This is a genomic window from Campylobacter concisus, assembly GCF_003048575.1.
Taxonomy (GTDB): Bacteria; Campylobacterota; Campylobacteria; order Campylobacterales; family Campylobacteraceae; genus Campylobacter_A; species Campylobacter_A concisus_U.
In genome coordinates, this window is record NZ_PIRZ01000007.1 from 21,638 (window position 1) to 47,529 (window position 25,892).

Below are 25,892 nucleotides of genomic sequence, written 5' to 3' on the forward strand. Positions count from 1 at the left end.
GAGATAAACAATGAAAAGACAAATTCCTCAAGTAATCCAAGAAGGTAACGTTTATATAGATGGCATCGGCTATCTTGGCGTAACAAAAAAGCTTAAGCTTCCCACAATAGAGTTTGAAATGATAGAGAGCAAAGGAGCTCTTAGTACAAATTACACAACTGGCATGCTAAAGGCAACAGAGGTTGAATTTACAGTTAGTGTGCTAGATAAAAACATGTGGGTAAATTTAGGACTAAACAGCTTTACCAACCGTATTCCATGGCTTTTTAAAGCTAGCATTTTCCAAAGCGGTAAAAGTAAAACTGTGCCTTTTAGTGCAGCCTTTACTGGAGATATTGTCAGTTATGAAGTATCTGAGTTTGAAAGCGGAAAAGAGCTAGAAGTTACTATTAAGCTATCAGCTCATTTTGTGGACATCAACGTGGATGGTGTGCCAATGGTACTAAAAGATAGTGAAAATATGATATGCGTTATAGGCGGAGTTGATTATATGGCAGGGGTTCGCTCAAATTTAGGAGAATAATATGGCAAAAATTAGAGTAGAAAAATCAAATATCATAGAAGAGAATGGTGAAAAATACACCGTAGTAAAACTAAGCGATGATAAAGACCTAAAGGTAAGACATCCAAAAGGTAGAGATCTTCGCTTTGCGATGAGAGGCACAAAAGGCGATGAAGGCGCACTTACATTTAAACTAGCAAGCACACTAACTTGCCTAAGTGAGGCAGAACTTGATGAGTTGGATGCAAAAGATTGTGCCCTGATCTTAGGAATGGTGACTAATTTTTTAGGTTAGCCCCTACTTATGAAGGGGTTGCAATAATAGCTCATACGCTTCATTTTTCATTTAATGAAATAATGGAGCTTGAGCTTAATGAGTATCAAAGCTTTTTAGAAATAGCTAGTGAAATTGCAAAGGCCAAATCTCAAAGTTTGGCGTAAAAGATATAGCTTATTAAGAATTTAATAACGCCCTGAAATAATATGGAGCCAAAGGCGCAAGCAAGAGCTAATTCAATGCTAAAAAAGCCTATTAGCCCTGAAAAAATTAGAGCTAAAGCCACAAAAATGCTAATGCTGCTGTCTTTTTTTTCATCAAAAAGAAAATCCATATTAGGCGTAGGGCGATCTTTGACGCACGGGGCTAATCCAAAAGCGTTAAGTAAAGCGAAGATTGGTACGGCCAAGATGGTTCCGAAAAATAGTCCGCCCGAGATATTATCGCTATTTGGTATTTTACCCTCGATCATATAGGCGCTAAGAGTTCCTAAAAGTAGGACGAATGTAAGAAAAATGAGCCGTTTCATACGGATATTTTAAGCCAAAAAACCAGTAAAGTCAAGAAAAGGAGAATAAAAATGGATAGCACGCAAGTGGGCATATTAATTAGCCTAAAAACAGCTGGATTTGGTGCTTTATCTGGCAATATAAGCTCACTTAGCAAGCTTAGTGCTGGGCTTGAAAAAGTTGGCAAAAACGTTACTGGGCTAAATGAAAAAATAGCTAAGATCGGCACACTTAAAGCAAACATCGATACGAATGTAGGCAAGATTAGCGGTGAGCTGGGCAAATGGCAAAGCACTCTAGCCACGGCTGCTAGCTTTGTGGTGCCGGTTAAGCTTGCCGTAGATTTTGAAAGCTCGATGGCGGAAGTTAAAAAATATGTTGATTTTAAAAGTGAGGACGAGGTAAAAAAATTAGGAGAGCAGATAAAACAGCTAAGTCGCGAACTTGGCGTAAACGCAAACGAGCTAGCGCAAATTTCAGCCTCTGGCGGACAGCTTGGACTTGATAGTTCAAAGATCGCAGACTTTACAAAGTTAGTCTCTAAAATGGGCGTAGCATTTGATATGAGTGGTAAAGATGCTGGCGATGCGATTGCACTAACGATGAACAACCTAAAACTAGGAATTGATGAGATAGCAACTCTTGGCGATAAGATAAACTACCTTGACGATAAAATGTCTATGGTAAAGGCAAGAGATATCATAAACGTAATCGGTCGTACGGCAGGCTCGGGCTCGATACTTGGGCTTAAAGGCGATAAAATTTCAGCTCTTGCTAGTAGTTTTTTGTCTCTAGGTAAAGCTCCAGAAGTGGCCTCAACAGCAATGAACTCGCTATTTAATAAGCTTGCGAATATCGACGGACAAGACGAGAAATTTAAAAAAGCTCTGCAAAGCATTGGAATGGATGCAAACTACTTAAAGGTTGCAATGGCACGCGATGCTAGCGCTGGGCTTGATATGTTTTTAAACACTCTAGCCAAAGTCGATAAAAAGGCTCAAATGGGCGTACTAACTAATCTGTTCGGTACTCAATTTGCCGACGATATAGGTTCGCTAGTAAATGCGATCGGTCAATATAACCAGGCTGTAAAACTTGTAAATGACAAGGGCGCGATCGGCAGTATGGACGAAGCAATGAAGGCTAAACTAGCCACTACTAAAAGTGGACTAGAAAGGCTATCTGAAAGCTTCATAAGCTTGGGTATCACGATAGGTGATGCCTTTTTGCCAACGTTAAATTTAATCGTAAATGGACTTTCAAAAGTGACAAATTCTATAGCCGCGTTTACCGAGAAATTTCCAAATTTGTCAAAAACACTATTTGGCATTGTAGGCGGTATGCTTGCTATTATCACCATGGCTCCTATGCTTAAAATTTTGTGGTGGAGTCTTAATATAGCATGGCAACAAGCTAAAATTTTAGGGACTGGCATAAGCTTTTTAAATAGTGTGTTTAAGCTTAAATATCTAAATACTTTAAAATTAAATGCTGCGTATTTGATCACAGCTGCCCGTATGAAAGCCGCGGCAGCAGCTACCTGGATAGCAAACGCCGCGGGCAAAGCATGGGCGGCGACTATGGCGGCGGTAAGAGGCGCGTCTCTCGCGGCTGCGGCCGGCATGAAAATAATGCGCCTAGCCCTCATCTCTACTGGTATCGGAGCGATCGTCGTAGCTTTAGGGGCGAGTGCAGCATGGATTATCGAAAATTGGGACGAAGTAAAGGCATTTTTTCTTGAAATATGGGAGAGTGTAAAGCCATATTGGGAGAGCACGACAAAGTTTTTTAGCGATCTTTGGCAAGGAGCGAGCGAGCTTTTAAGCGCTATTTTTGAGCCAGTTATCAAGATATGGGATGAGCTCTTTGGTGGCTTTTTTGACTGGATAGCTGAGAAATTTGGCTGGATAAACGACATGGTCGGTGAGGCCATTAAGGGGCTAAGTAGTGCTTGGAGCAAGACAAAAGAATTCTTTGGCTTTGGAGACGATGAGCAAGCAAGCAGTGAGCTAAAACCAAAAGATGATAGCGGTGGCTTTTTTAACTCTATCTTTGGCTCAGATAGTGATACTCATGCAAAAGAGGCTCCAGCTCTAGTGACAGCTAGCACAGGTGGTGGTGCTATCAACATTAGCTTTAATGGTGATTTTTTACTTAACTCAGATAATGGCAAATTTGACCTAGAGAGCTTTAAGGCTCAAATAGTAAAAGGCGTTAAAGACGCACTAAGACGTGATGAGTTTAACCGTAAAAACACGGATGTAAGGGGATAATATGGTGCTAAATCTTGGTGGGTTTAAATTTAGATGGGAGCAAACTAATAGCATTGACATTGAGACTGCCTTTGGTATAAGCGAACAAGAGCGTATACAAAACTATCCAGCCTTATTTAGTGCAAATTTAGGGAGCAGCGCTCTTAATATAGAGGGACAAACACTGCCATATCACGGCGATAAACAAGGCGCATTAAAACCACTTTATGCCTTAGCCACCTTACGTCAAAGCTTGCCACTTACAAATGGAAATGGTAAGTATTTTGGTCGTTTCGTTATAGTAAAAATCAGTGAAAAACAAGCGATTTTCACTCCAAATGGAGCATTTTTTACGCAAAGTTTTTCACTAGAGCTAAAGCGAGACTTTAGCTCATAACTTCGCAGATGAGTAAAACTCATCTTTGCGACCAAAGTTTAGCACTTTGGAAACGCACTAAAGACTAAGCTCGCCTGGTGCGAGCTAAATTATTGAAAAGGGATTATGATGGATAAAATTTACATAGCTAAAGACGGTGATAGGCTTGATACTATAACCTACAACCACTACGGACATCTAAGGTTTTTTGAGCAAATTCTAACTATAAACCCAAAGCTTAACGCAACACTTCACGCAGGTGATAAGGTGTTTTTGCCTGATATAAAAGAAGCAGCAAAAGAGCAGGCAAAACTATGGTGAGAAAACCGGCTTTCAAGCTAGAAGCTAGTGGCAAGGACATAACAAACATCATCAGACAAAACCTAATAAGTCTAAGCTTTACCGATAAAGAGGGCAATGAAAGCGACGAAATCAGCTTTACCCTATTTGGCATATATGCAAAGCCAGTATTTGGAGATAAGCTTAAACTTTGGTTGGGATATGAAAATGGGCTCTATCTTTGTGGCTCTTTTAGCGTGCAAACAACTAGCGCAGACTACAAAGCAAACACAACAGAGGTTAGAGCGACTGCTGTAAATTTCGCAAGCCCTGCAAAAGAGAAAAGACGTGTGAGCTGGGAAAATACAACGCTTTTTGGGATAGCTAAAAAGATAGCTGGTATTAATGCACTATCTTTAAAAACAAGCGGTAGCGACCAAAACATAGCTTCTGTTATCCAGGATAATGTAAGCGACATAGAGTTTTTGTATGATCTATGCGTCAAATTTGGCTTTTTAATGGCCGTTAAAAATGGTACCATCATCATAACAGCCAAAGATGCCAAGGGTGATGCTAGCCAAACCTCAAATACTTCAAAAAACGAGAATTTACCCACTTTTACACTAAATTTAACTGATCTTTACTCGCTAGAGATCACTGAAGCTAACAGAAACTCTTATACGGCCGTAATAGTAGAGTGGCAAGACATCGAAGCTGGTAAGGTAAAAAGCATTAAGGTGGGAAGTGGTGAACAGGTATATAAGATGCAGATAGCTCAGCCAAAGAGTGATAATGAGGCCTTTAAACAAGCAGAAGCTAAACTTAACGAGCTGCAACGCGGCGGAATAAATGGTAGATGTAGCTGCGAAGGGAAAAATATCATAGCAGGTGGCAAGCTTAAATTTGGTGGAGTTCCTGGGCTAGAAGCAAATGAGTTTAGTATAAAAGAAGTAAGCCATAAACTTAGCACGAGTGGGTATGAAATAGAGATAGAGTTTGAGGGGTAAAATTTTAGTTATTTAATATGTTTTAAAAGGTCGTAAAAGGCTATTTAAAAATATATTTTTTACATTTAAAATGATAGTGAAGCAAATTTTATCCTTGTCCCGCTCTCATTTTAAATGTAAAATACTCTCATTTTAAATGCGCGCGGATAGATCTATCAGGGCGCAGAGGGTTTTATAACAGCCGTGGACGTCGCCGATGAGATAAATTTGGTCGTTCATTTTGCTAAAATTTATACATTACCAACGATAGTTTTTATCAAAAAGACTATCTAGATTTTGCTTTAATTCATATGCTCTATTCAAGTGTTTTTCTATATCGTTTTTATTCTTGCCGACAGCATTTATTCCCACAAGGTCAATCGATATACTCACGCCGTTATCGCTAATATTTGAAACTCGCATAACATAAAGATAGATATCGAATTTGCTCCCGTTTTTAAAAACCTCAAGCTGCTTGTTGTATGTTGTTATAGCCTGCTTTATTATCATCTTTGACTTATATTCTTCTTCGGTATTATAACCAGATACGGTTGGAACCAAATTTTCGATATTTTTCTCGTAGGACACAAAATCAGCTGTTTTAATTACATTTTTACTCTTATAAGTTTCAAGGGCTGATTTCAAAAACTCTATATTTAAATTTACCATCGAATAAGCCTCAGCCTTAATCCAATCCAATTTATATTCTTTATAATAGCCAGAACTTCGTATATTTCTCCAAAATTTATCGTAGTTTTCTTTATTAAAATCAATCCAGCCGCCCGACATATCTATGGCTATCCTCTTTGCTATATGAAAATTCATATTACTTGAGGCTCCATCACCCTTTGACGCTATACCGCACCCGCAAAATATCAGCACAATCATAAAAATAATCAGCTTTTTCATCGCTTCTCCTGTAAACATAATTTTGCAAAATTTTACTACCGCAAGCATTAAATTTTACTTGCAAAATACGCGCAAGCTAAATTTCGCATCAAATTTGAGCGCTATCACTCGCCGATCACTAGCATCGCGTCAAGCGCACTTTGGTTTATGTCGCTACAAAAGTGCCCAAGCCCCATTAGATACTTTAAATTTTCTGCTTTTTTCATCTAAAATAGCCCTTTTAAAAGCCCCTTTAAATTTTGCTTTTCGCCGCTTGCGCCTTCATCATCTTTGCCAAGCTTTTTATCTAAAAATCTACCTATCTCTTTTTTGACTTTATTTTCAAGATATTGCGAGCCGACATCGTATTTTAGGTTGTCTGTCGTGCCTGAGATTTTCACGTTTAGGTCGGTCTTTTCAAGCCTGCAAACAAGCGGTGCGTTTAGCATTTTTGTAGCGCTGTTATAAGTGCCGTTTGAGACATTTATATCGCTCTTTGGCGAGCTTAAATTTACGTTAAAAATGACGTTGTCGCCCTTTATATCGCCGTAAATTTTGCCGTCTTTGTAAATTTCTTTTGTGATGTCCTTGCCAGTGAAGGTTTTTATATTGTTTGTGAGATTTGTGCTGGCTAGGTGTCCCTCTTTTAGCAATATGTCAAATTTGCCGAGCTTTTGAGTCGTCTCGTAGTTAAATTTAGCGTCGCCATTGCCGTCATAGAGATGATCAAGCGCTAAGGTTTGCGTTAGCCCTTTTACCTCGAAGCTTTTTAGCACTGCATCAAGCACGCCACCTTTGTAGTTTGCCTCGAACTTGCCCTTAAATAGATCATCTGAAGTGACTCTTACGCTTAGATCATCAACTTTGCCATTTGCCGTTACGAGCGATGCAAATTTGCCGTGAAGCTCACGACCCGCTAAAAATGCAAGCTTATTTAGCTCTGAAACCACCGCTTGAAGCTTTAAGCTTAGTGTGTTTTTGCCCACGTCAAAGCTGCCATCTATGCCCTTTATATCAGCTAGCGAGCTAAGAAAGTCGCCACTAAATTTTGCTACTTCACCTTTGTAGTCTAGGCTCAAATTTGAGCTAAATTTCTCGTTTTCTGGGAATTTTTTATCAAGCATTTTACTAAGCGTTGCGGCGTTAAATTTGCCGTCATTTAGGGCGATCGTTGCGGCTATACTTGGGCTTTTGCTAAAGATATTTTGCCCCTTTGCCTGGACATTTGCCTTAGCGTTTGCCAGTCTTTCGTTACCGCTAAGTGCTAAGATCTCTCCAAGCTGCGCCTCTTTTAGGCTAAGATCAAGATTTTCATTTTTTATGGTGGCGTTTAGCTTGCCAGCAAAGGCATCTCCACCTAAATTTAGCTCATCTATCTTGCTCTCTTTGACCTTCACATCTCCCGCAAGCGCCATCTTTGAGCTCACCTCAAAGCCACTAACCGCTTTAAATTTCTCAGGGTCGTTAATAAGCAGGGCAAATTTGCTAAAAATTTGGCTATTTTTTAGGTCATAAACGCCCTTTATATCCTTTAGCTCGCCAAGGTCGCTAAGCACATTTGCGCCAAAATTTACAAGCTCTCCTTTTGCGACAGCACCGCCTTTTAGCTCAAATTTAGTCGCATTTTTAAGTTTTGCAAGATCTTTATTTATAAGGCCGTTTTTTATATCAAATTTAGCCTCGCCGACAAGCTTTTTTAGCTCGTCAAAGCCGCTAAAATTTGCATTTAAATTTATCTCTCCGTCTGCATAGTTAGGCTGCAGGGCAAGTGCTAGAAGCTCTTTTAGTTTGATATTTGCGGCATTTAGGACTAAATTTTTACTATCAAAATTTGCATTTATCTTGCCACCAAGACCGTTAATGTCCGCTTTTAGGTTTTTAAGGGCATTTTCTTGCATCGTAATTTTGCCGTTTGCATCCACTGCGCCATTTAGCTGCTCGCCCAAGAGCTTGCCAAAAAGGGCGAGATCAGGCACGTTTAGCGAAAAGTCGCTCTTTAAATTTTTGCTACTTAGATCATAGGTCGTCTCATTTGCTTTCAAAGTGGCTTCTGGTGCGATGATAATGGTTTTTGCGCTCACTTTTTCATTTGCAAATTTAGTATTTACTCCGCCTTTAAAACTTATATCTTTTGCTAAATTTAGTCCAAATTCGTTTTTAAGAATTTCTTTGTTTATCGCTGCGTTGCTAGCTAAAATTTGAGCGTTAATGATGGGCTCATTTTTCTCATCAACGCCTTGCATGTTGCTCGTTAGATCAAGCTTGCCACTAGCTAAATTTGGCTTTTGAGTGAGAGCTGAGATCTCAGAAAGCTCGATATTTTTTGCGTCAAGATTTAGAGCTTTTGGCAGGTAGTCTTTTAAATTTGCGTTTAAATTTATGTTTGAGCCAAGCGCCGTACCAGTTGCCACTAGCTTAAAGTCGCTAAATTTGCCAGTCACGTTTGCCTTGAGCGCGACAGGCTCTTTTAGCCCGAGCTCGCTAGCCTTTGCCTTGTCGGTGTTTATGTCTATGTTCAAATTCATACTTTGAGTAAGCAGTGAAAGCTCGCCATTTGCCTTTAAATTTATGGCGTTCATCACAGTTGCTTCTAAATTTAAGGTGCTAACTCCTAGGCTAAAGTCTTTAAATTTGACGTCGATACCGCGAGCAAGTGCCTCTTTTTCTATTTTGCTGGCTATAAATTTATTACCAAAAGAGCTAAAGATAAAGCCAAAAATGCAAAGGATTATCAGCGCCAAAGCCACTACTAAATAGGCTATTTTTTTCATAAATTTCCTTTATATTAGTTTTACATATCATAAAACTTTAGTGTAAGTGACTAAAGTTTTAATAAAATTTAACTATAAATTATTGACTTTTTTAGAAAAAAGTGCTAGGATTTCATCACTCAAAAATAAAGAGTGCTAAAAAAGACAATTAAACCAAAAGGATGAACAATGAACTTTCAACCATTAGGCAAGCGTGTTCTAGTCGAACGCGTAGAGGAGACAAAGACCACAGCTTCGGGCATTATTATACCTGATAACGCAAAAGAAAAACCTTTAAGCGGTGAAGTAAAAGCAGTCGGGACTGAAATAGAGGGCGTAAAAGTTGGTGATAAAGTTGTATTTGCAAAATACGGTGGCACTGAGATAAATTTAGATGATAAAACATATCTTGTTTTAAACATCGACGACATTTTAGGTGTTATTAAATAATTTAAAAGGAAAAACAATGGCAAAAGAAATTTTTTACTCTGATGATGCAAGAAACCGCCTATACGAGGGTGTAAAAAAACTAAATGACGCTGTAAAAGTAACAATGGGGCCAAGAGGCAGAAACGTCCTTATTCAAAAGAGCTTTGGCGCTCCAAACATCACAAAAGACGGCGTTAGTGTAGCTAAAGAGGTTGAGCTAAAAGATACTATCGAAAACATGGGTGCAAGCCTAGTTAGAGAAGTGGCAAGTAAGACAAATGACCAAGCAGGTGACGGCACTACAACAGCAACCGTGCTAGCTCACGCTATATTTAAAGAGGGCCTTAGAAACGTAACTGCTGGCGCAAATCCTATCGAAGTAAAACGCGGCATGGATAAAGAAGTAGCAGCTCTTATAGATGCACTAAAAAATATCTCTAAAAAAGTATCAGGCTCAAAAGAGATCGCTCAGATCGCTACTATCTCTGCTAACTCAGACGAGAGTATCGGCAAACTTATCGCTGATGCGATGGAAAAAGTCGGTAAAGACGGCGTCATAACAGTAGAAGAGGCAAAGTCTATCCAAGACGAGCTAAGCGTTGTTGAGGGTATGCAGTTTGACCGCGGATATCTAAGCCCATACTTCATCACAAACCCTGAAAAGATGCAAGTTGAGCTAAGTAATCCATTCATATTGCTATTTGATAAGAAGATTACAAATTTAAAAGACCTACTCCCAGTGCTTGAGCAAGTACAAAAGAGTGGCAAACCACTTCTAATCATCGCTGAAGATATCGAGGGTGAGGCACTTGCAACGCTTGTTGTAAATAAGCTTCGTGGCGTGCTAAACATCTCAGCTGTAAAAGCTCCTGGCTTTGGTGATAGAAGAAAAGCGATGCTTGAAGATATCGCTATTTTAACAGGTGGCGAAGTCATTAGCGAAGAGCTAGGTAGAACACTAGAAAGCGCTACTATAAACGACCTTGGTCAAGCTTCAAGTGTAGTTATCGATAAAGACAACACAACTATCGTAAATGGCGCAGGCGAGAAGTCAGCAATAGACGCTAGAATAACTCAAATCAAAGCGCAAATCGCCGAGACTACAAGCGACTATGACAAAGAAAAACTTCAAGAGCGCCTTGCAAAACTAAGCGGTGGCGTGGCTGTTATCAAAGTAGGTGCTGCGACTGAGACTGAGATGAAAGAGAAAAAAGACCGCGTAGATGACGCACTAAGCGCTACTCGTGCAGCCGTAGAAGAGGGTATCGTAGTAGGTGGCGGTTCAGCTCTTATCCTTGCTTCAAAGAGCGTAAATTTAAATTTACAAGGTGACGAGGCGATCGGCGCTGAGATCGTTAGAAGAGCGCTTCGTGCTCCACTTCGCCAAATCGCTGAAAACGCTGGATTTGACGCAGGCGTGGTAGCAAATGCAGTTGAAACAAGCAAAGATGCAAATTTTGGCTTTAACGCTGCAACTGGCGAATATGTAAATATGTTTGAAGCTGGTATCATCGATCCAGTGAAAGTTGAGAGAGTTGCGCTTCAAAACGCTGTTAGCGTGGCTAGCTTGCTACTAACGACTGAGGCAACTATCAGCGAAATAAAAGAAGAAAAAGCAATGCCTGCAATGCCTGACATGGGCGGAATGGGTGGCATGGGCGGCATGATGTAAACCCGAATTTACCCGACTTTCCGTCGGGTAAATCTCTAAAATCTCAAATTTCTAAAAAATGGCTAAAATTAATAAAAATTTAACTTCTTTTTATCTATAATCCTAAAATTATTTAATTAAAAGATAAAAAATTTATGATAGAAGAAATTTTTAGAGAATATGATATACGCGGCATTTACGAGCGCGATCTAAACGAAACGAGCGTCAAAGCGATCGGATTAAATTTTGGCCGAGAAATGCTACGACGAGGCGCAAAAAACGTTAGCGTGGGGTATGATGCTAGGCTAAGTGCAAATGAGATTTTTGGCTGGCTAGTTAGCGGGCTAAATTTAGCCGGGATCAAGGTCTATGGTATCGGCTTACTGCCGACGCCGGTCGGGTATTTTAGCGTGTTTTCGGATAAATTTGACGCAAACGTAATGATAACCGGCTCTCATAATCCAAAAGAGTACAACGGCTTTAAAATCACGATTTTTAAGGATAGTTACTTCGGCGAGGATTTGCAAAAGTTAAAAGTCGCCGTGCTAGCAGACATCGCGGCAAAAACGCAAATCCCCGATGATTTGAGAGCCGAGAAATTCGACATCGCGACGCCTTATAAAAATTTTCTTATAGAACAGTTTGCACATCTAAAAGCCTTACCGCTTAAAATCGTCATCGACTGCGCAAACGGTGCGGTCGGCGCGGTTCTGCCCGAAATTTGCGAAGCGTTAAATTTGAACGCTCAAATTTTATATCCTGAGCCCGACGGAAACTTCCCAAATCATCATCCAGATCCTAGCGAGGAGAAAAACTTAATCGATCTAAAGGCCGCGCTAAAGGGCGAATTTGACATAGGATTCGGTTTTGACGGCGACGGCGACCGCATTGCGGTTCTGACCAAAAAACGCAACATAAAAGGCGACGAACTAGCATATCTATATAGCCTCGCGATGAAAAATCCGCGAGTTCTCGGCGAGGTAAAATGCTCGCAAAATATGTACGACGAGATCGACGCGCACGGCGGCAAAAGCTTTATGGGTAGGACCGGCCACAGTAACATCAAAAAGGCGATGAAGGAGCTAAATATCGACATGGCGGCCGAGGTGAGCGGGCATATTTTCTTTAAGGAGCGGTATTTTGGCTTTGACGATGCGACGTATGCGATGTTTCGCGCGCTAGAGCTGGTTGCAAAGGGCTTTAACCTAGACGGCGAGTTGGATAAACTGCCAAAAGTTTTTAGTACCGACGAGATAAAGATAAAAACGACCGATGCGCAAAAATTTAAGCTGGTTGCAAAGCTAAAAGAGGTTTTGGTTGAAATTTATGAGAAGGGCGACGCGCAAAATTTGCTAGCAGGCCTAGGTAAGATAGCCGAAATCATCGACATAGACGGCGTTAGAGTGAGATTTGAGGACGGCAGCTGGGCGCTAGTGCGAGCCTCGAATACTACGCCCGTCATCGTTACGAGATTTGAGACCAAGGATCAAATTTTGCTTGTAAAATTACAAGAAACATTTTTAAATTTGGTTGAAAATTTAAAGCAAAAGGCGTAAAAATGACAAACGTTATACTTTGCGGAGGTTTGGGTACGAGACTTTGGCCGCTATCTCGCACTCTGATGCCAAAGCAATTTATTAGGCTTTTTAACGGCAAATCTCTCTTTGACCTTACGCTTAGACGCAACATGCACGCGCAAAAAACGATCATCGTTTGCAACGAGGCGCACTATTTTTTGGCGCTTGATGAATGCGGAAGTAAAAAAATAGATAAATTTATCCTCGAGCCTTTTGGTAAAAACACTGCCGCGGCGATTACTTTTGCGGCGCTTTGCTGCGATGAGAACGAAATTTTACTAGTTACTCCAAGTGACCATCTAATCGAGAACGAAGCGGAGTACAAAAAAGCGCTTTTGATCGCGCAAAGTTACGCAAGTCAGGGCTTTTTAGCGACGTTTGGCATAAAACCTAACGAACCAAATACGGGCTACGGCTACATCAAGGCCGATAAAAACGGCGATGTGGAGCGGTTTATCGAAAAGCCAAACCTTGAAACCGCGACTAAATTTATAAAAGAGGGCGGATATTATTTTAACAGCGGTATGTTTTGCTTTAAGGCGGGCGTGTTTTTAAGCGAGATGAAAAAATATGCGCCAAGTATCGTAAAAGACGTTGCGGCAGCGCGATAGGGGGTTCGGCAAACGAACCGAATTTGCTAAAAATAAGTCCGAATTTCATGGATAAGATCGAAGATATCAGCATCGATTATGCGCTAATGCAAAAAAGCCTAAATATCAAAATGGTGCCACTTGATGCGGGCTGGAGCGATATGGGTAGCTTTAATGAGCTGAGTAAAAAGATAAAAAATATCGGCGAATCGTTACAAATCGACTCAAGCGAAAATTTTATCCTGACCAAAAAACCGACTGCGCTCGTGGACGTACAAAATTTGCTCGTAGTCGATACCAAAGACGAGCTTTTGATCGCCAAAAAAGGCGGTTCGCAAAAGGTAAAAGAGGTTTATAAGCACTTTTCAAATTCATTTCCTGAAATTTGCGAAGCGCACACGAGCGTATGCCGTCCGTGGGGTAGCTACGAGGTGCTAGGCGAGGGTAGCGGCTATAAGATGAAAAAGATAGTGGTTAAACCCGGCAAAAGACTGAGCTTGCAAAAGCATCTTTATAGAAGCGAACACTGGACGGTTGTATCTGGTGTGGCAACCGTAACCGTAAGAGGCGAAATTAGACTAGTTGAGTCAAACGAATCGACATATATAAAAACAGGAGAAGTTCATCGTTTGGCAAACAATGGTAATATGCCGGTTATTTTAATAGAGGTGCAAGTGGGGGAGTATATAGGAGAAGATGATATTATTAGGATAGAAGACGATTTTGATAGAAATTGATAAATAAAAATTTTATATAAAAGGATTATATAGTGGGTAAAGTGGCGTTAATTACCGGTATTACAGGGCAGGTTGGTTCGCAGATGGCTGATTTTTTGCTAGAAAATACTAGCTATGAGATAGTTGGAATGATGCGTTGGCAAGAACCTATGGATAATTTATATCATCTAAATGACAGGATAAATAAAAAGGATAGGATTAGTATATACTATGCTGATTTGAATGATTATGCATCAATTAATAGGATGATTAATGCAGTGAGACCAAATGTAATATTTCATTTGGCTGCACAATCATTTCCAAAAACATCTTTTAATATTCCAATAGAAACACTACAGACGAATATCATAGGAACTGCTAGCCTGCTGGAAGTTATTAGACAATTTAAAGAGACAGATGGTTATGACCCAGTGGTTCACATCTGTTCTTCGAGTGAGGTTTATGGTAGAGCAAAGCCTGGTGAAAAACTAAATGAAGATACTAAATTTCATGGAGCAAGCCCATACAGTATTAGTAAAATTGGAACCGATTATTTGGGTAGATTTTATGGCGAAGCTTATAATATAAAAACTTATATAACTAGAATGGGGACGCACACCGGGCCTAGAAGAAGCGACGTATTTTTCGAAAGTACGGTTGCAAAACAGATAGCGCTAATAGAAGCTGGACTACAAGAGCCAGTCGTCAAGGTTGGAAATTTGTCAAGTGTTAGAACTTTTCAGGATGCAAGAGATGCTGTTAGGGCTTATTATCTTTTATCATTAGAGAGTGAAAAAGGGAATATTCCTTGTGGTGAGGTATTTAATATTGCTGGTGAAGAAGCCTATAAATTGCCAGAAGTTGTAGATTTATTAATTGGTTATAGTACCATGAAGGATAAGATAAGGGTTGAAACGGATACAGACAGATTAAGGCCGATAGATGCCGATTATCAAATGTTTGATAATACCAAAATTAGACAATTTATAGATTGGAAACCTGAAATACCGACCAAAAAAATGTTCTTAGACTTGCTGAATCATTGGAGGGATGAGATTTCAAAAGGCAAGATTCCTTTAAATAGATAAATATAGCAAAGGATATTGTATGATAATTAGATCAAAGGCACCACTAAGACTAGGGCTTGCTGGCGGTGGTACGGATATAGAATTTTATTACTCTACTTATGGAGGGGCTGTTTTAAATGCTACTCTAAATTTGTACGCTTATTGCAATATAGAAGTTACTAATGACGACAAGATAATTTTTAATTCATTAGATCAAAATGAATTCGTAGAAGTTGTAAAGACCAATCTTATCAGTTGTGATGGAAGGTTGGATTTATATAAAAGCATATATAATAAGATAATAGAGCGCTATAATAATGGCAATGCGTTATCATTTAAGCTCACCACATATTCTGATGCTCCATCCGGTAGCGGTCTAGGAGGCTCATCAACCATGGTGGTAGCAATAATAAAAGCATTCTGCGAATGGTTAAACTTGTCATTAGGAGAATATGAAATAGCCTATCTTGCTTATGAAATAGAAAGAATTGATGTTGGTATAATTGGTGGTAAACAAGACCAATACGCTGCAACTTTTGGCGGATTTAATTTTATGGAATTCTACGATAATAATAGGGTGATAGTAAATCCATTAAGAGTTAAAAATTGGATTATTAATGAATTTGAATCATCAATAGTTTTGTATTTTACCGGGATAAGAAGGTCTGCATCCGTTATAGAAGAAGAAAAGAAAAATACCGCAACAAAAAATCCTAAACCATTGGAGGCCATGCACCAAGTAAAAGATGATGCCCGTCTAATGAAAGAGTTTTTATTAAAGGGTGATATCAACGGCTTTGCTAAGATATTGGGCAAATCTTGGGAGTCTAAAAAAAATATGGCAAAATCTGTTACGAATAGTGAAATAGATAAAGTTTTAAATATTGCGCTTGAAAATGGTGCATATTCTGGCAAGGTTAGCGGTGCTGGCGGCGGTGGCTTTATGTTTTTTATGGTCGATCCCATAAAAAAATATCAGCTTGTTAAGGCATTGAATAATAGCGGTGGAAAAGTTATAAATTTCAATTTCACAAAGGAAGGAACTACTGCATGGAAAGTATGATTAATGATTTTATAATAAATCAGTTTGGGAAGTCCTTGGAGCTAAAACAAGCAATTTACAATTCTAAGAATATCGGTATGGTTGTAAGAGATGTATCATTGGCGATAGTTAAAGCATATAAAAATGGAAATAAAACCATAATAGCTGGCAATGGCGGTAGTGCGGCAGATGCCCAGCATATTGCCGGGGAATTCGTTAGTAGATTCTATTTTGATAGACCAGGACTGGCATCTATTGCCTTAACTACGGATACATCGGTTTTAACGGCTATTGGAAATGACTATGGGTATGAAAAAATTTTTGTAAGGCAACTTCAAGCAAATGGGAAAGCCGGTGACGTATTTTTAGGTATTTCTACTAGCGGAAATTCTAAAAATGTAATAGAGGCTTTAAAGTATGCGAGAGAAAATAATATTTTAACGGTTGGGTTTACCGGTGAAAATGGTGGTCTTATGAAAAATGTCTGCGATTATTGTATATGCATGCCATCTAACGAAACGCCGAGAATACAGGAGGGGCATATTCTGATAGCTCACACTATATGTGCAGTTGTAGAAGAATTTATATTCGGTAAAGGTTTTTAGTTTTGGAAGCGATAATTTTAGCTGGAGGTCTTGGTACTAGACTTCGGGCAGTAGTTTCTAATGTCCCGAAGCCAATGGCTCCAATAATGGGTATACCATTCTTGGAATACATTTTTAGATACCTTAAAAAAAATAATATTAATAAAGTGGTATTGTCTGTTTGCTATAAAAGAGACACTATTATTAAATATTTTAGTGATACGTTTTTTGATATAAGTATAAAATATTCAGTAGAAGAAGAACCATTGGGCACCGGTGGCGCAATAAAGCAGTCGTTAAAATTTTGCAATAACGAGAATGTCTTGTTGCTTAATGGCGACACGTTTTTTAACGTAAATTTGGATGCGCTATTCAAAAGTCATCTAAATAATTTAGCGGACTTAACTCTATGTTTAAAGCCAATGTGTAACTTTGATAGGTACGGTATTGTAAAGTTGGATTCCGCAAATAGGGTTATTGGATTTAATGAGAAAAAGTATTGCGAGAACGGTTTAATAAATGGTGGTTTATATATTATAAGGAAAAATTTTTTAGATAATGAAGATGTACAAAAATTTTCTTTTGAAGATTTTATGAATAAAAACTATAAAGAAAAGAAAATTTATGGAGTAATAGATAATGGATATTTCATTGACGTAGGTATTCCGGAGGACTATTATAAGGCGCAAAAGGAGCTAAAATATGTTACATAAAGCTCTATTTTTGGATAGAGACGGAGTTATAAACATAGAAAAAAATTATCTTTATAAAATTTCTGAATTCGAATTTATAGATGGTATATTTGATGTTTGTAGATATTTTCAAAGGCTTGATTATTTTATAGTAGTTATCACAAATCAGGCCGGTATAGCAAGAGGATTATATACGGAAGACAATTTCATTAAATTAAACAATTGGATGATTGGTGAATTTAAGTCAAATAATATTAATATTACAAAAGTGTACTACTGTCCGCATCATCCAGAATTCGGTGTAGAGTGCGAGTGTAGAAAGCCAAGGCCTGGTATGATATTAAGAGCAAAGGCAGAAATTGGTATAGATTTGCAAAATTCTATACTAGTCGGTGATAAAATTTCAGATGTTGAAGCTGGTATAAATGCTGGTATAGGGAGAAACTATTTGATTACAACTGATTCCAGCATAAAAGAAAGTATATATTTTAATAAAATTAGCAATATAAAGGAGCTTGTGAAATATGCAAAAAGATTCTAGAATTTTGATTACTGGCGGCAATGGCTTGGTTGGATATGCCTTAAAAAAATTATTGCAAGAACAAGGATATTCGCAGATATTTACACCAACGAGCAGAGAGTATAATCTAGCAAATATGGAACAAACGTTAAAAATGTTTGCAGAATTGAAACCAGATTATGTTTTCCATAATGCGGCTAGAGTATATGGTATAATGGGAAATATGGAAAATAAGGGATTATCTTATCTTGATAATGTTATGATAAATACTAATGTTGTCGAGGCTAGTAGGATTTTTAATGTTAAAAAAATAGTAGCGATGGGCTCTGGATGTGTTTACCCATACCCGTCTCCTGGGTTACCGCTAAAAGAAGATATGATGTGGATGGGGTATCCGCATGATTCTGAGGACTCTTATGCTATTTCAAAAAGAGCTATGTACGCACAGTTGTGTGCCTATAAAAAGAGTTATAATACCAATTTTGCTTTTGTTATTAGTTGTAATTTGTATGGTCCTCATGATAAATTTGATGAAAATTTCGGACATGTTACGCCGGCTTTGATTAGTAAATTTTATAGAGCTTATAAAAATGGTGATGATATTGTTGTTTGGGGCGACGGATCGGCTCAAAGGGATTTTTTATTTTCCTATGATGCTGCACAAGCACTTATAAATATAATGTTTAATATAGACGGTGCTGTGAATATTGGTAGTAGTAGCGTTATAAAAATAAAGGATATAGTGGATAATTTAGCAGATATAACCGGACTTCATTGTAAGGTCAAATGGGACAGTACGAAGCCTAATGGACAAGATTATCGTGCATATGATTTAACTAAACTAAAATCAACTGGTTTTGAGCCAAAATATGATCTTTATAAAGGTCTAAAAATTACCTGGGATTGGTTTTGTGAAAATATTCAAAATATAAGAAGATGACGTATGCTAAATAGATTTTTATTAAGAAATAAAACTAATAGTATAGCCGTTGTTTGTGATTTTTCTGAAGATAATCCAGTTAAACTATATGCCACAAGGGTATCTAGAGCCATTGGGGCAAGATTAGCGTTTGCCGATACCGGAGCCATAAATAACATATACAATCCAGTACTAAGAGACAAGTCTAAATTTAATAATAATATTGAAAATGTTATAGAGATTGTAAAAAGGTCTGATGTTACACATTTGCATTTGGAACTTGGTATGTATGGTGATACATTGGAAGATATGAGAAGAAATATTTTTAATATATTGGAAAATTCAAGCAAATTGGTTTTATTTGTTCATTCTTTTCATATTCAAGATGATACCTTTACTAATTTATACCTAGACATAATTAGTTTTGTAAATAGTATTAATAATAAAAGTAAAATCTGGGTTAATAATATAAAAGACTATAATGCTGTTAAGAGAATATATAATGGAGATATAGTTTACTATCCGGTAACATATTTTAGCAACAAGATAAGATCTTACTTTTGCAATTACTCTAAAACGTGTATTAATGATAAGGCCAATTATGTAGATATTGGCATGTTCGGCTATATTAATGCCCATAAGGATTTTGAGACTGCCATAAAAGCATTAACTATTTTACCAAGTAATTATAGGCTCCATATAGTAGGTGGAGCTCATCCTGGTGAAAGACAGATTTGTAAGAAAAATGTATCCATAGAAAAATTAGATGAAATTTTATGGAAGTTTAAAGATTTTGATATTGCAAATAGGGTCCTTTTTTATGATAAACTTGGAAATGTTGACTTTTTCAAAGTAATGTCTAAAATGGATATAGTCTTAATTAGCTATCTGGAAACATATATGAGTGCAAGTTCTGTTTTATCACAAGCATATGAACTTAAGAAGAGTATAGTAGCAACCAGATGTACAACATTTGAAATGGCTGAGATGCATTTTGGTAGAGCAATTAGTTTTTTTGATCCAGGTAATAGTATACAGTTAATGCAAGTTATAAAAAGAACCCAAAGAGATAAAGTTAATTATAGTGCCATTTTTAGCCTAGAAGAATTTGTAAATAGGATAAACATATAAAATGAGTAGAATTTTAGTATTAGGCGGGGCGGGACTAATAGGGGCTTCCTTATTAAAAAATTTGATCAAAAAAGGATATAAAGACATAACCGTACTTGATGATTTATCTAGAGGAAAGATTAATAATATACCGCTGGAGTGCAATTTTATTAAAGATAATATATGTAATATCGAAAAGTATAATTTAGGTAGTTTTGATGTAATATTTCACTTAGTCAGTTTTATGCTGGGATTGGGGTTTTCTGAAAAAAATCAATTAAAACTTTATGATAATAATGTAAAGTTGAATGAGAATTTTATATCATTTTTGCTAAAGCAAAATCCAGACAGGTTGCGCCTTATTTATATTAGTTCATCTTGCGTATATTCTGATGACGGAGAAGATATCGTTGATGAATCCTCTCCCTTGGGTAATTTTCCAGAGCTCGCAAATATAGGTTATGGTTTTTCAAAGCGATACCTTGAGGATAGATTAAAATTACTATCTGTAGTGAATAAGTTTGAACTTTCAATAGTTAGGCCATTGAATATTTATGGCGAGTCATACAGATGGGCCGGCGAATTCTCACAGGCTATACCGATGCTTATAAATAAGGTTATGACTAGTAATGACGTAGAAGTTTGGGGTAGCGGAAATCAAAAAAGGTCGTATGTTCATGCCGACGATTGTGCGGAACTATTGGTAAGAATCGCTTTTAATGATCAATTGATCCCATTGCTAAATATAGGACACGAAAAAGTTATATCTATGAATGATTTGGTTATGTTAGTGGCAGAAATCGCAAATAAAAAAATTACCATCATTAATAATCTAAAAAAGCCAGAAGGAAGAAGAGTTAAGGGTTGCTCTTTAAAATCCATAAAAATCTATTTTCCTGATTTTAATTTTAACGTATCTTTAAAAGAAGGGTTGTATAGAATGATATATAAATGGTATATTAACAATAAAGGTAATCTGATATGAAAAAGAGCAAATTGGCTATAGTAAGTAGCTATAATGAATTGTGTGGAAATGCCACATATGCATTTGCATTAAAGAAAGAATTTGAAAAATACTATAATGTAGATGTACTTTCGCTACGCGTTAACTTGTTGCGATCCGAAAATAGACAATATAAAAAATTGGCGCAGCAGCATATTGATGATCTATGTAGTAAACTTAAAGATTATGACTATGTAAATATTCAGCTAGAAGTTGGATTGTTTGGTATAAAAAGAAGAGATATATATAGTAGATTAAAGAAAATTGTTGAGAGTTCTAAAAACCTAATTATTACAATGCATAGAATTGACGTGAAAAATAGTTTTTTATCGGTTGATTTTTTAAAAAAAGTTATAAATTCTCCAATGAAGGCAATAAAGGAATACAGAGATAGCTCATATTATCCAAGCCTATATGCAAAACTAATACTTTTTTTTAAGTATGCTTCTAATGAGCGTAATGTAAATATTATAGTTCATACAAAGAGGGAAAAAGAGATTATTAAGTATATGTTTGGTTTCGATAATGTTTTTGATTTTCCAATAACTTTTTTGAATCGTAATGAGATAAAATATTATTGCGACAAAGCTATAGAAAGTAATAAGGTATTTAGGAATAGGTATAATTTGGGCGATAGCGATGTTATAATAGGCGTGTTTGGTTTTATTAGTGATTACAAGGGGCATTTAACAGCCATTAAAGCATTGAGAATTTTGCCAGAAAACTATAAGCTTATGATTTTTGGAAGTCAGCACCCGCAGTCTATACTAAGCAATAGCGATATTGATCCATATTTAGAAATACTTATAAAGGAAATAAAAAATAGAAGAAAAGGTGATTTATCTAATAGGGTATATTTTTGCGGCTCTTTGAGCGATGATGAATTTATCACCGCGTTGAATCAAGTAAATTTTACTGTTTTGCCATATAAGGAAACGGGGCAATCTGGGTCTGGTGTAGCCTCAATTACATTAGAAACAAGAGCAAAATCAATTTTTTCTAACAATAAGGCGTTTTTTGAACTATCAAAATATGCGCCAGGTGCATTTGAGACATTTGACATCGGGAATTATGTCGAGTTGGCTCAAAAGATATTATTTTATAGAGATAATTATTCAAAAGGGCTAATTGAATATTACGATAAATATAACATTGAGAATAATATAAATTTGCACATTAGTCTGTTTGAAAAGGATAAAATATGATGTATTTTATATTAAATAACTACCAAAAATTAATTGTAATAGCATATATGGATTTAAAGTTAAAGTATCAAAATAGCTTTATTGGTTTTTCATGGTCTTTTATAAAACCATTACTGCAGTTTTTTGTATACTTTACAGTCTTCGGTATATTTTTACAAGTAGATACTGGTGATGGCTACGCATTAAGATTGTTCTTCGGTGTATTAATATGGACATTTTTTTCAGAAGCGACATCGCTGGGGCTAAATTCATTTGTTGGCAAAGCTTCAATAATAAATAAGATAAGTGTCAATAGACTCATACCGCCTATTGCCGCCTTTTTAACGCCATTATTTAACTTTTGTATAAACTTTATTATCTTTATAATTATATATCTGGTTTCATATAATTCTATATCGGATTTTAATATATTTAAATTTTTTATTATTACCGTTTCTTTCCTGCAGATTAGTATATTAATATTAAGTTTAAATATAATCCTATCTTTTTTAAATGTTTTTTTTAGAGATATAAAACAGATTTGGGAAATTGTCCTTATTTATGGCGTTTTTTTAACTCCGATTATTTATAAATTACCTATTCCGAAAGAATATGAAACTTTATATTATTGCACCAATTTATTATCCTTTCCATTAGAAAATATTAAATATTGTTTCTTTAATGGATATACGCCTATTCTAATATATGATATTTGGCTTTGGGTATTGCATAGTGCTGTAATTGTATTATTGTTTGTAGTATCATTAGTTATTGAAAATAAATTAAAATCAAAAATTTCGGATTTTCTATGATAGTATTTAAAAGTGTTAGTAAGTCATATAAATCATATAGGGTTCATACAAATTCGTTGAAAAGTTTCGCTATAAATTACAGGAATTATTTTCGAAACATAAATAGCATACCTACTATTGATGTTCTAAATAATATGTCGATGAGTATTGACAATGGGGATATATTATGTATAGTTGGTAGAAATGGTGTTGGAAAATCTACTTTAGCCAAGCTTATAGCAAAGACATCAACTCCTACGAAAGGTGATATTGTTGTAGATGGTAAAGTTATACCATTTTTAGAGCTGGGTGTTGCTTTTAGTGATGAATTAAGTGGTCGTGACAATGCTTTTTTAAATGGCGTATTATTAGGAATGGATATATGCTTTATAAAGGATAATATGCAAGAGATATTTTCATTTGCTGAAATTGAGAGGTTTATGGATACTCCATTGAAATACTATTCGTCTGGAATGAAAATGAGATTGGCGTTTTCAATAGCGCGATGTGCCAATGGTGACATATATATATTTGATGAAATTTTAGCAGTTGGCGATGAGAAATTTCAGAAAAAATGCTTTGATTTTTTTGATAATTTACTGGTTAACAAAAAAACAATTATATTTATAACTCATGATATAAATTTTGTAAAAAAGCATGCAACTAAGTTATTGGTTCTAAGGGGTGGTGGAGATTATATCTTAATAAGCAATAAAGAAAAAATTTGTAATTTTACCTTTGAGAGTTTATAGTTTGTATTAATGATGATAAAAAAAGCTTTAATATGCGATTGGCTCAATGTTTACGCTGGTGCAGAAAGATGTGTGGAGAGCTTCACAAATATTTGGACTGACTTTGAAATTTATAGTTTGATCGATTTTTTGAATGATACAGATAGGTATGGAATATTAAAAAATAAGCATGCCCATACGAGCTTTATTCAAAATTTGCCATTCGCTAAAAGTAGGTATCGTGATTATTTACCGCTTTTTCCATATGCTATTGAGAATTTTAATCTAAGCGAGTATGATTTAATCTTATCCAGTTCTCACGCGGTTGCAAAGGGGGTATTGACTCATTCGGATCAGCTTCATATTAGTTATGTTCATACGCCAATTCGTTATGCATGGGATTTATATTTTGAGTATTTGAAAAATAGCGGGCTGAATAGTGGATTAAAGGGTTTTTTTGCGAAATATTTTCTACATAAAATTCGTATTTGGGATTTGACTTCCACAAATCGTGTGGATTATTTTATTGCAAACAGTCGCTATATTGCCAGTCGTATAAAAAAAATTTATGGTAGGGCGAGCGATGTAATATATCCCCCAGTAGATACCGATAAATTTGAGGCCAAGGAAAATAAAGATGAGTTTTATTTGACTGTTTCAAGGCTTGTGCCATATAAAAAAGTAGATGTTATAGTGGAGGCTTTTTCACAAATTAATAGAAAGCTTGTGCTTATCGGCGATGGTCCAGATATGGACAAAATAAAAAGTAAGGCTAAAAAAAATATAGAAATTTTAGGATATCAAAGCAACGAAACAATAAAGCATATGATGCAAAATGCGAAAGCTTTTATATTCGCAGCCAAGGAAGATTTCGGTATCGCTCCAGTAGAGGCTCAGGCATGCGGCACGCCCGTTATATGCTACGGCAATGGCGGAGTACGTGAGACGGTGATAGATAACGTCAGTGGTGTTTATTTTTATGAGCAAAGCGTTGAGAGCCTACTTGGAGCGCTGGATAAATTTGAACATAATGTGGATAAATTTGATCCATCTTTTATTCGCAGAAACTCACTTAGATTTTCTCGTAAAAGATTTGAGGAGGAGATAAAAACTTACATAGAGCATAAATTTAATGAATTTAAGGCATTAAAATGAGGCAAATTTTATCATTTTTATTGCTGTTGCTAGCTGATATTTTTGTTATTTTTGGCTCTATATTTTTAGGCATTTTTGTCAAAAATCTTATTTATGGAAGCCCATTATTTTTTGATATATTTACATATCGAGAGTACATCTACGTTTATATTACTATAATATCTTTATTTGCTTATCAAGGTATTTATATTAGGAGATTTGATTTTTGGCATGAAAGCAAAATTATAATAAAAAGTTGCATATTAGGCTTTTTACTTTGTCTTGTGCTTGCGATAGAAAATAGTTTGTTTTCAAAAGTAACCCTATTATTTAGTTTTTTATCTATGATTATACTTTTACCCGGATTTAAATTTATATTCAAACGTATACTTTTTTATGTAGGCATCTGGCAAAAAAAGGCTAGAATTTTATGTGTAGAAAATAGCGAAGAGCTTGAATACGCAATATTTAATAACCATTATTTGGGTTATGTAAAAGCCGTTGGAAAAAGCTATGATGCTCTTTTGATAGGATATAACAATATTAAGCCTAAAACTCTAAATACTATTATAGAACAGAACATAAAGGATAACAAAGAAATCTTATTTACTCCAATACTTAATAGTTATGACTTTTCAAGGGCCTGTGTTTATAATATTTTTAACTCCCGCACGAATCTATTTGCTATTCAAAATTCCCTTCAAAGCAAATTTAATTTAATTTTGAAAAGATTGTTAGATTTATTAATATTATTGCTTGCTTTGCCCTTTTTGGTAATCATGTTTGGCGTAGTTATCTTAATCATAAAGGTAAAAGAGCCAACTGGTGACATTTTTTTTGGCCAGTACAGAATAGGTTTGGGTGGAAAAATATTCAAATGCTATAAATTTCGTTCAATGCATACCGACCAAAGTTTTATGCAAGAATGGTTGGATAAAAATTCGGAAGAAGTAGTATATTATAAAAAGTATAAAAAATATAGAAATGATCCCCGAGTAACTAAAATCGGCAGCTTTTTAAGAAAAACGTCACTTGACGAATTACCGCAGCTAGTAAATGTTCTAAAAGGGGAGATGAGCCTGGTTGGTCCAAGGCCATGTCTTCCGAACGAAATGGAAGATTTTGGAGAATACCTACCGCTTGTTTTGTCTTGTAAGCCCGGGCTTACTGGACTTTGGCAGGTTAGTGGTCGAAGCAATGTGGATTTTGCTACACGAGCCCAAATGGACATATGGTATATGAAGAATTGGAATATTTGGATGGATATTGTAATAATTATAAAAACATTTAAAGTAGTATTCCTTAGGTATGGTGCTATGTAAATAAAGTTTGA

25 protein-coding genes and 1 pseudogene are annotated in these 25,892 nt (G+C 36.3%); 23 read left to right on the top strand and 3 right to left on the bottom strand.

The window, feature by feature from the left end; all coding sequences use genetic code 11:
- The first annotated feature begins 10 nt into the window (after window positions 1-10).
- Together CVS84_RS08250 and CVS84_RS08255 are read left to right on the top strand one after the other, a co-directional pair.
- Window positions 11-523 carry a phage major tail tube protein gene (locus CVS84_RS08250; RefSeq protein WP_107691879.1) on the top strand — a complete coding sequence of 171 codons (513 nt, stop codon included), beginning with the start codon at window positions 11-13 and terminating at the stop codon, window positions 521-523.
- Between the two features lies 1 nt (window position 524).
- A complete protein-coding gene (locus tag CVS84_RS08255) occupies window positions 525-797 on the top strand; it encodes a phage tail assembly protein (RefSeq protein WP_107691880.1) in 273 nt (90 codons plus the stop codon).
- A 130-nt stretch (window positions 798-927) separates the two neighbouring features.
- On the opposite strand, the gene CVS84_RS08260 is transcribed toward CVS84_RS08255, so the two are convergent.
- Window positions 928-1,308, bottom strand: a complete 381-nt coding sequence (locus CVS84_RS08260) for a hypothetical protein (protein ID WP_159070080.1) — start codon at window positions 1,306-1,308, stop codon at window positions 928-930.
- Between the two features lie 51 nt (window positions 1,309-1,359).
- On the opposite strand from CVS84_RS08260, the gene CVS84_RS08265 reads away from it, so the two are divergent.
- The 4 genes from CVS84_RS08265 to CVS84_RS08280 all read left to right on the top strand — a co-directional run bounded on the left by CVS84_RS08265 (window position 1,360) and on the right by CVS84_RS08280 (window position 5,202).
- A complete protein-coding gene (locus CVS84_RS08265; protein ID WP_107691882.1) occupies window positions 1,360-3,561 on the top strand; it encodes a phage tail tape measure protein in 2,202 nt (733 codons plus the stop codon).
- A gap of 1 nt (window position 3,562) precedes the next feature.
- A complete protein-coding gene (locus CVS84_RS08270; protein WP_107691883.1) occupies window positions 3,563-3,937 on the top strand; it encodes a phage tail protein in 375 nt (124 codons plus the stop codon).
- A gap of 108 nt (window positions 3,938-4,045) precedes the next feature.
- Window positions 4,046-4,237 (top strand): tail protein X, encoded by a 192-nt coding sequence (locus CVS84_RS08275; RefSeq protein WP_107691884.1) that lies wholly within the window; start codon window positions 4,046-4,048, stop codon window positions 4,235-4,237.
- On the top strand, window positions 4,231-5,202 hold the full coding sequence (locus tag CVS84_RS08280; RefSeq protein ID WP_107691885.1) for a phage late control D family protein: 972 nt from the start codon (window positions 4,231-4,233) through the stop codon (window positions 5,200-5,202). Before CVS84_RS08275 ends, CVS84_RS08280 begins: the two co-directional genes overlap by 7 nt.
- A gap of 237 nt (window positions 5,203-5,439) precedes the next feature.
- Here CVS84_RS08280 and CVS84_RS08285 read toward each other — a convergent pair whose 3' ends face one another.
- Both CVS84_RS08285 and CVS84_RS08290 read right to left on the bottom strand, forming a co-directional pair.
- Window positions 5,440-6,090, bottom strand: a complete 651-nt coding sequence (locus CVS84_RS08285) for a hypothetical protein (protein WP_107691886.1) — start codon at window positions 6,088-6,090, stop codon at window positions 5,440-5,442.
- Between the two features lie 206 nt (window positions 6,091-6,296).
- Window positions 6,297-8,840: a tryptophanyl-tRNA synthetase gene (locus CVS84_RS08290; protein ID WP_107691887.1), complete on the bottom strand. Its 2,544-nt coding sequence runs from the start codon at window positions 8,838-8,840 to the stop codon at window positions 6,297-6,299.
- 168 nt (window positions 8,841-9,008) lie between these two features.
- Here CVS84_RS08290 and groES point away from each other — a divergent pair, with 168 nt between their 5' ends.
- The 17 genes and pseudogenes from groES (at window position 9,009) to CVS84_RS08375 (ending at window position 25,881) form a co-directional block, all read left to right on the top strand.
- Window positions 9,009-9,269, top strand: coding sequence for a co-chaperone GroES (groES, locus tag CVS84_RS08295; RefSeq protein WP_107691888.1), 261 nt, complete (start codon window positions 9,009-9,011; stop codon window positions 9,267-9,269).
- A 16-nt stretch (window positions 9,270-9,285) separates the two neighbouring features.
- Window positions 9,286-10,920, top strand: a complete 1,635-nt coding sequence (gene groL / locus CVS84_RS08300; protein ID WP_002940160.1) for a chaperonin GroEL — start codon at window positions 9,286-9,288, stop codon at window positions 10,918-10,920.
- A 134-nt stretch (window positions 10,921-11,054) separates the two neighbouring features.
- A complete protein-coding gene (locus CVS84_RS08305) occupies window positions 11,055-12,455 on the top strand; it encodes a phosphomannomutase/phosphoglucomutase (RefSeq protein ID WP_107691889.1) in 1,401 nt (466 codons plus the stop codon).
- Window positions 12,456-12,457: 2 nt separating this feature from the next.
- Window positions 12,458-13,803, top strand: a pseudogene (locus CVS84_RS08310) (mannose-1-phosphate guanylyltransferase/mannose-6-phosphate isomerase).
- Between the two features lie 32 nt (window positions 13,804-13,835).
- Window positions 13,836-14,870 (top strand): GDP-mannose 4,6-dehydratase, encoded by a 1,035-nt coding sequence (locus CVS84_RS08315; RefSeq protein WP_107691890.1) that lies wholly within the window; start codon window positions 13,836-13,838, stop codon window positions 14,868-14,870.
- Between the two features lie 19 nt (window positions 14,871-14,889).
- Window positions 14,890-15,912 carry a dehydrogenase gene (locus CVS84_RS08320; RefSeq protein WP_107691891.1) on the top strand — a complete coding sequence of 341 codons (1,023 nt, stop codon included), beginning with the start codon at window positions 14,890-14,892 and terminating at the stop codon, window positions 15,910-15,912.
- Window positions 15,900-16,496 carry a D-sedoheptulose 7-phosphate isomerase gene (locus CVS84_RS08325; protein WP_107691892.1) on the top strand — a complete coding sequence of 199 codons (597 nt, stop codon included), beginning with the start codon at window positions 15,900-15,902 and terminating at the stop codon, window positions 16,494-16,496. Before CVS84_RS08320 ends, CVS84_RS08325 begins: the two co-directional genes overlap by 13 nt.
- A 2-nt stretch (window positions 16,497-16,498) precedes the next feature.
- The gene (locus tag CVS84_RS08330; protein ID WP_107691893.1) at window positions 16,499-17,188 is read left to right on the top strand and encodes a nucleotidyltransferase family protein; all 690 of its coding nucleotides are present in this window, start codon (window positions 16,499-16,501) and stop codon (window positions 17,186-17,188) included.
- The gene (locus CVS84_RS08335) at window positions 17,178-17,708 is read left to right on the top strand and encodes a D-glycero-alpha-D-manno-heptose-1,7-bisphosphate 7-phosphatase (protein WP_107691894.1); all 531 of its coding nucleotides are present in this window, start codon (window positions 17,178-17,180) and stop codon (window positions 17,706-17,708) included. Before CVS84_RS08330 ends, CVS84_RS08335 begins: the two co-directional genes overlap by 11 nt.
- Window positions 17,692-18,627 carry a GDP-L-fucose synthase family protein gene (locus tag CVS84_RS08340; RefSeq protein ID WP_103592900.1) on the top strand — a complete coding sequence of 312 codons (936 nt, stop codon included), beginning with the start codon at window positions 17,692-17,694 and terminating at the stop codon, window positions 18,625-18,627. Before CVS84_RS08335 ends, CVS84_RS08340 begins: the two co-directional genes overlap by 17 nt.
- Before the next feature lie 3 nt (window positions 18,628-18,630).
- Window positions 18,631-19,737 carry a hypothetical protein gene (locus CVS84_RS08345; RefSeq protein ID WP_107691895.1) on the top strand — a complete coding sequence of 369 codons (1,107 nt, stop codon included), beginning with the start codon at window positions 18,631-18,633 and terminating at the stop codon, window positions 19,735-19,737.
- A gap of 1 nt (window position 19,738) precedes the next feature.
- Window positions 19,739-20,701 (top strand): NAD-dependent epimerase/dehydratase family protein, encoded by a 963-nt coding sequence (locus tag CVS84_RS08350; protein ID WP_103628391.1) that lies wholly within the window; start codon window positions 19,739-19,741, stop codon window positions 20,699-20,701.
- Window positions 20,698-21,924, top strand: a complete 1,227-nt coding sequence (locus CVS84_RS08355; RefSeq protein ID WP_107691896.1) for a hypothetical protein — start codon at window positions 20,698-20,700, stop codon at window positions 21,922-21,924. Before CVS84_RS08350 ends, CVS84_RS08355 begins: the two co-directional genes overlap by 4 nt.
- Window positions 21,921-22,715: an ABC transporter permease gene (locus CVS84_RS08360; protein WP_107691897.1), complete on the top strand. Its 795-nt coding sequence runs from the start codon at window positions 21,921-21,923 to the stop codon at window positions 22,713-22,715. The genes CVS84_RS08355 and CVS84_RS08360 overlap by 4 nt, the downstream gene beginning before the upstream one ends.
- Window positions 22,716-22,849: 134 nt before the next feature.
- Window positions 22,850-23,446 carry an ABC transporter ATP-binding protein gene (locus CVS84_RS08365; protein ID WP_265094317.1) on the top strand — a complete coding sequence of 199 codons (597 nt, stop codon included), beginning with the start codon at window positions 22,850-22,852 and terminating at the stop codon, window positions 23,444-23,446.
- 15 nt (window positions 23,447-23,461) lie between these two features.
- The gene (locus CVS84_RS08370) at window positions 23,462-24,580 is read left to right on the top strand and encodes a glycosyltransferase family 4 protein (RefSeq protein WP_107691940.1); all 1,119 of its coding nucleotides are present in this window, start codon (window positions 23,462-23,464) and stop codon (window positions 24,578-24,580) included.
- The gene (locus tag CVS84_RS08375; protein WP_107691899.1) at window positions 24,577-25,881 is read left to right on the top strand and encodes a sugar transferase; all 1,305 of its coding nucleotides are present in this window, start codon (window positions 24,577-24,579) and stop codon (window positions 25,879-25,881) included. Before CVS84_RS08370 ends, CVS84_RS08375 begins: the two co-directional genes overlap by 4 nt.
- Window positions 25,882-25,892: the final 11 nt, after the last annotated feature.

Excerpts from the sequence above, each read along its gene's own strand:
- CVS84_RS08285 (WP_107691886.1), bottom strand. The coding sequence starts at position 6,090 with ATGAAAAAGCTGATTATTTTTATGATTGTGCTGATATTTTGCGGGTGC.
- CVS84_RS08365 (WP_265094317.1), top strand. The coding sequence starts at position 22,850 with ATGTCGATGAGTATTGACAATGGGGATATATTATGTATAGTTGGTAGA.
- CVS84_RS08340 (WP_103592900.1), top strand. The coding sequence starts at position 17,692 with ATGCAAAAAGATTCTAGAATTTTGATTACTGGCGGCAATGGCTTGGTT.
- CVS84_RS08260 (WP_159070080.1), bottom strand. The coding sequence starts at position 1,308 with ATGAAACGGCTCATTTTTCTTACATTCGTCCTACTTTTAGGAACTCTT.
- CVS84_RS08250 (WP_107691879.1), top strand. The coding sequence starts at position 11 with ATGAAAAGACAAATTCCTCAAGTAATCCAAGAAGGTAACGTTTATATA.
- CVS84_RS08275 (WP_107691884.1), top strand. The coding sequence starts at position 4,046 with ATGGATAAAATTTACATAGCTAAAGACGGTGATAGGCTTGATACTATA.
- CVS84_RS08270 (WP_107691883.1), top strand. The coding sequence starts at position 3,563 with ATGGTGCTAAATCTTGGTGGGTTTAAATTTAGATGGGAGCAAACTAAT.
- CVS84_RS08320 (WP_107691891.1), top strand. The coding sequence starts at position 14,890 with ATGATAATTAGATCAAAGGCACCACTAAGACTAGGGCTTGCTGGCGGT.
- CVS84_RS08325 (WP_107691892.1), top strand. The coding sequence starts at position 15,900 with ATGGAAAGTATGATTAATGATTTTATAATAAATCAGTTTGGGAAGTCC.
- CVS84_RS08350 (WP_103628391.1), top strand. The coding sequence starts at position 19,739 with ATGAGTAGAATTTTAGTATTAGGCGGGGCGGGACTAATAGGGGCTTCC.
- CVS84_RS08345 (WP_107691895.1), top strand. The coding sequence starts at position 18,631 with ATGCTAAATAGATTTTTATTAAGAAATAAAACTAATAGTATAGCCGTT.
- CVS84_RS08355 (WP_107691896.1), top strand. The coding sequence starts at position 20,698 with ATGAAAAAGAGCAAATTGGCTATAGTAAGTAGCTATAATGAATTGTGT.
- CVS84_RS08255 (WP_107691880.1), top strand. The coding sequence starts at position 525 with ATGGCAAAAATTAGAGTAGAAAAATCAAATATCATAGAAGAGAATGGT.
- CVS84_RS08280 (WP_107691885.1), top strand. The coding sequence starts at position 4,231 with ATGGTGAGAAAACCGGCTTTCAAGCTAGAAGCTAGTGGCAAGGACATA.
- groES (WP_107691888.1), top strand. The coding sequence starts at position 9,009 with ATGAACTTTCAACCATTAGGCAAGCGTGTTCTAGTCGAACGCGTAGAG.
- CVS84_RS08335 (WP_107691894.1), top strand. The coding sequence starts at position 17,178 with ATGTTACATAAAGCTCTATTTTTGGATAGAGACGGAGTTATAAACATA.
- groL (WP_002940160.1), top strand. The coding sequence starts at position 9,286 with ATGGCAAAAGAAATTTTTTACTCTGATGATGCAAGAAACCGCCTATAC.
- CVS84_RS08360 (WP_107691897.1), top strand. The coding sequence starts at position 21,921 with ATGATGTATTTTATATTAAATAACTACCAAAAATTAATTGTAATAGCA.
- CVS84_RS08290 (WP_107691887.1), bottom strand. The coding sequence starts at position 8,840 with ATGAAAAAAATAGCCTATTTAGTAGTGGCTTTGGCGCTGATAATCCTT.
- CVS84_RS08375 (WP_107691899.1), top strand. The coding sequence starts at position 24,577 with ATGAGGCAAATTTTATCATTTTTATTGCTGTTGCTAGCTGATATTTTT.
- CVS84_RS08265 (WP_107691882.1), top strand. The coding sequence starts at position 1,360 with ATGGATAGCACGCAAGTGGGCATATTAATTAGCCTAAAAACAGCTGGA.
- CVS84_RS08305 (WP_107691889.1), top strand. The coding sequence starts at position 11,055 with ATGATAGAAGAAATTTTTAGAGAATATGATATACGCGGCATTTACGAG.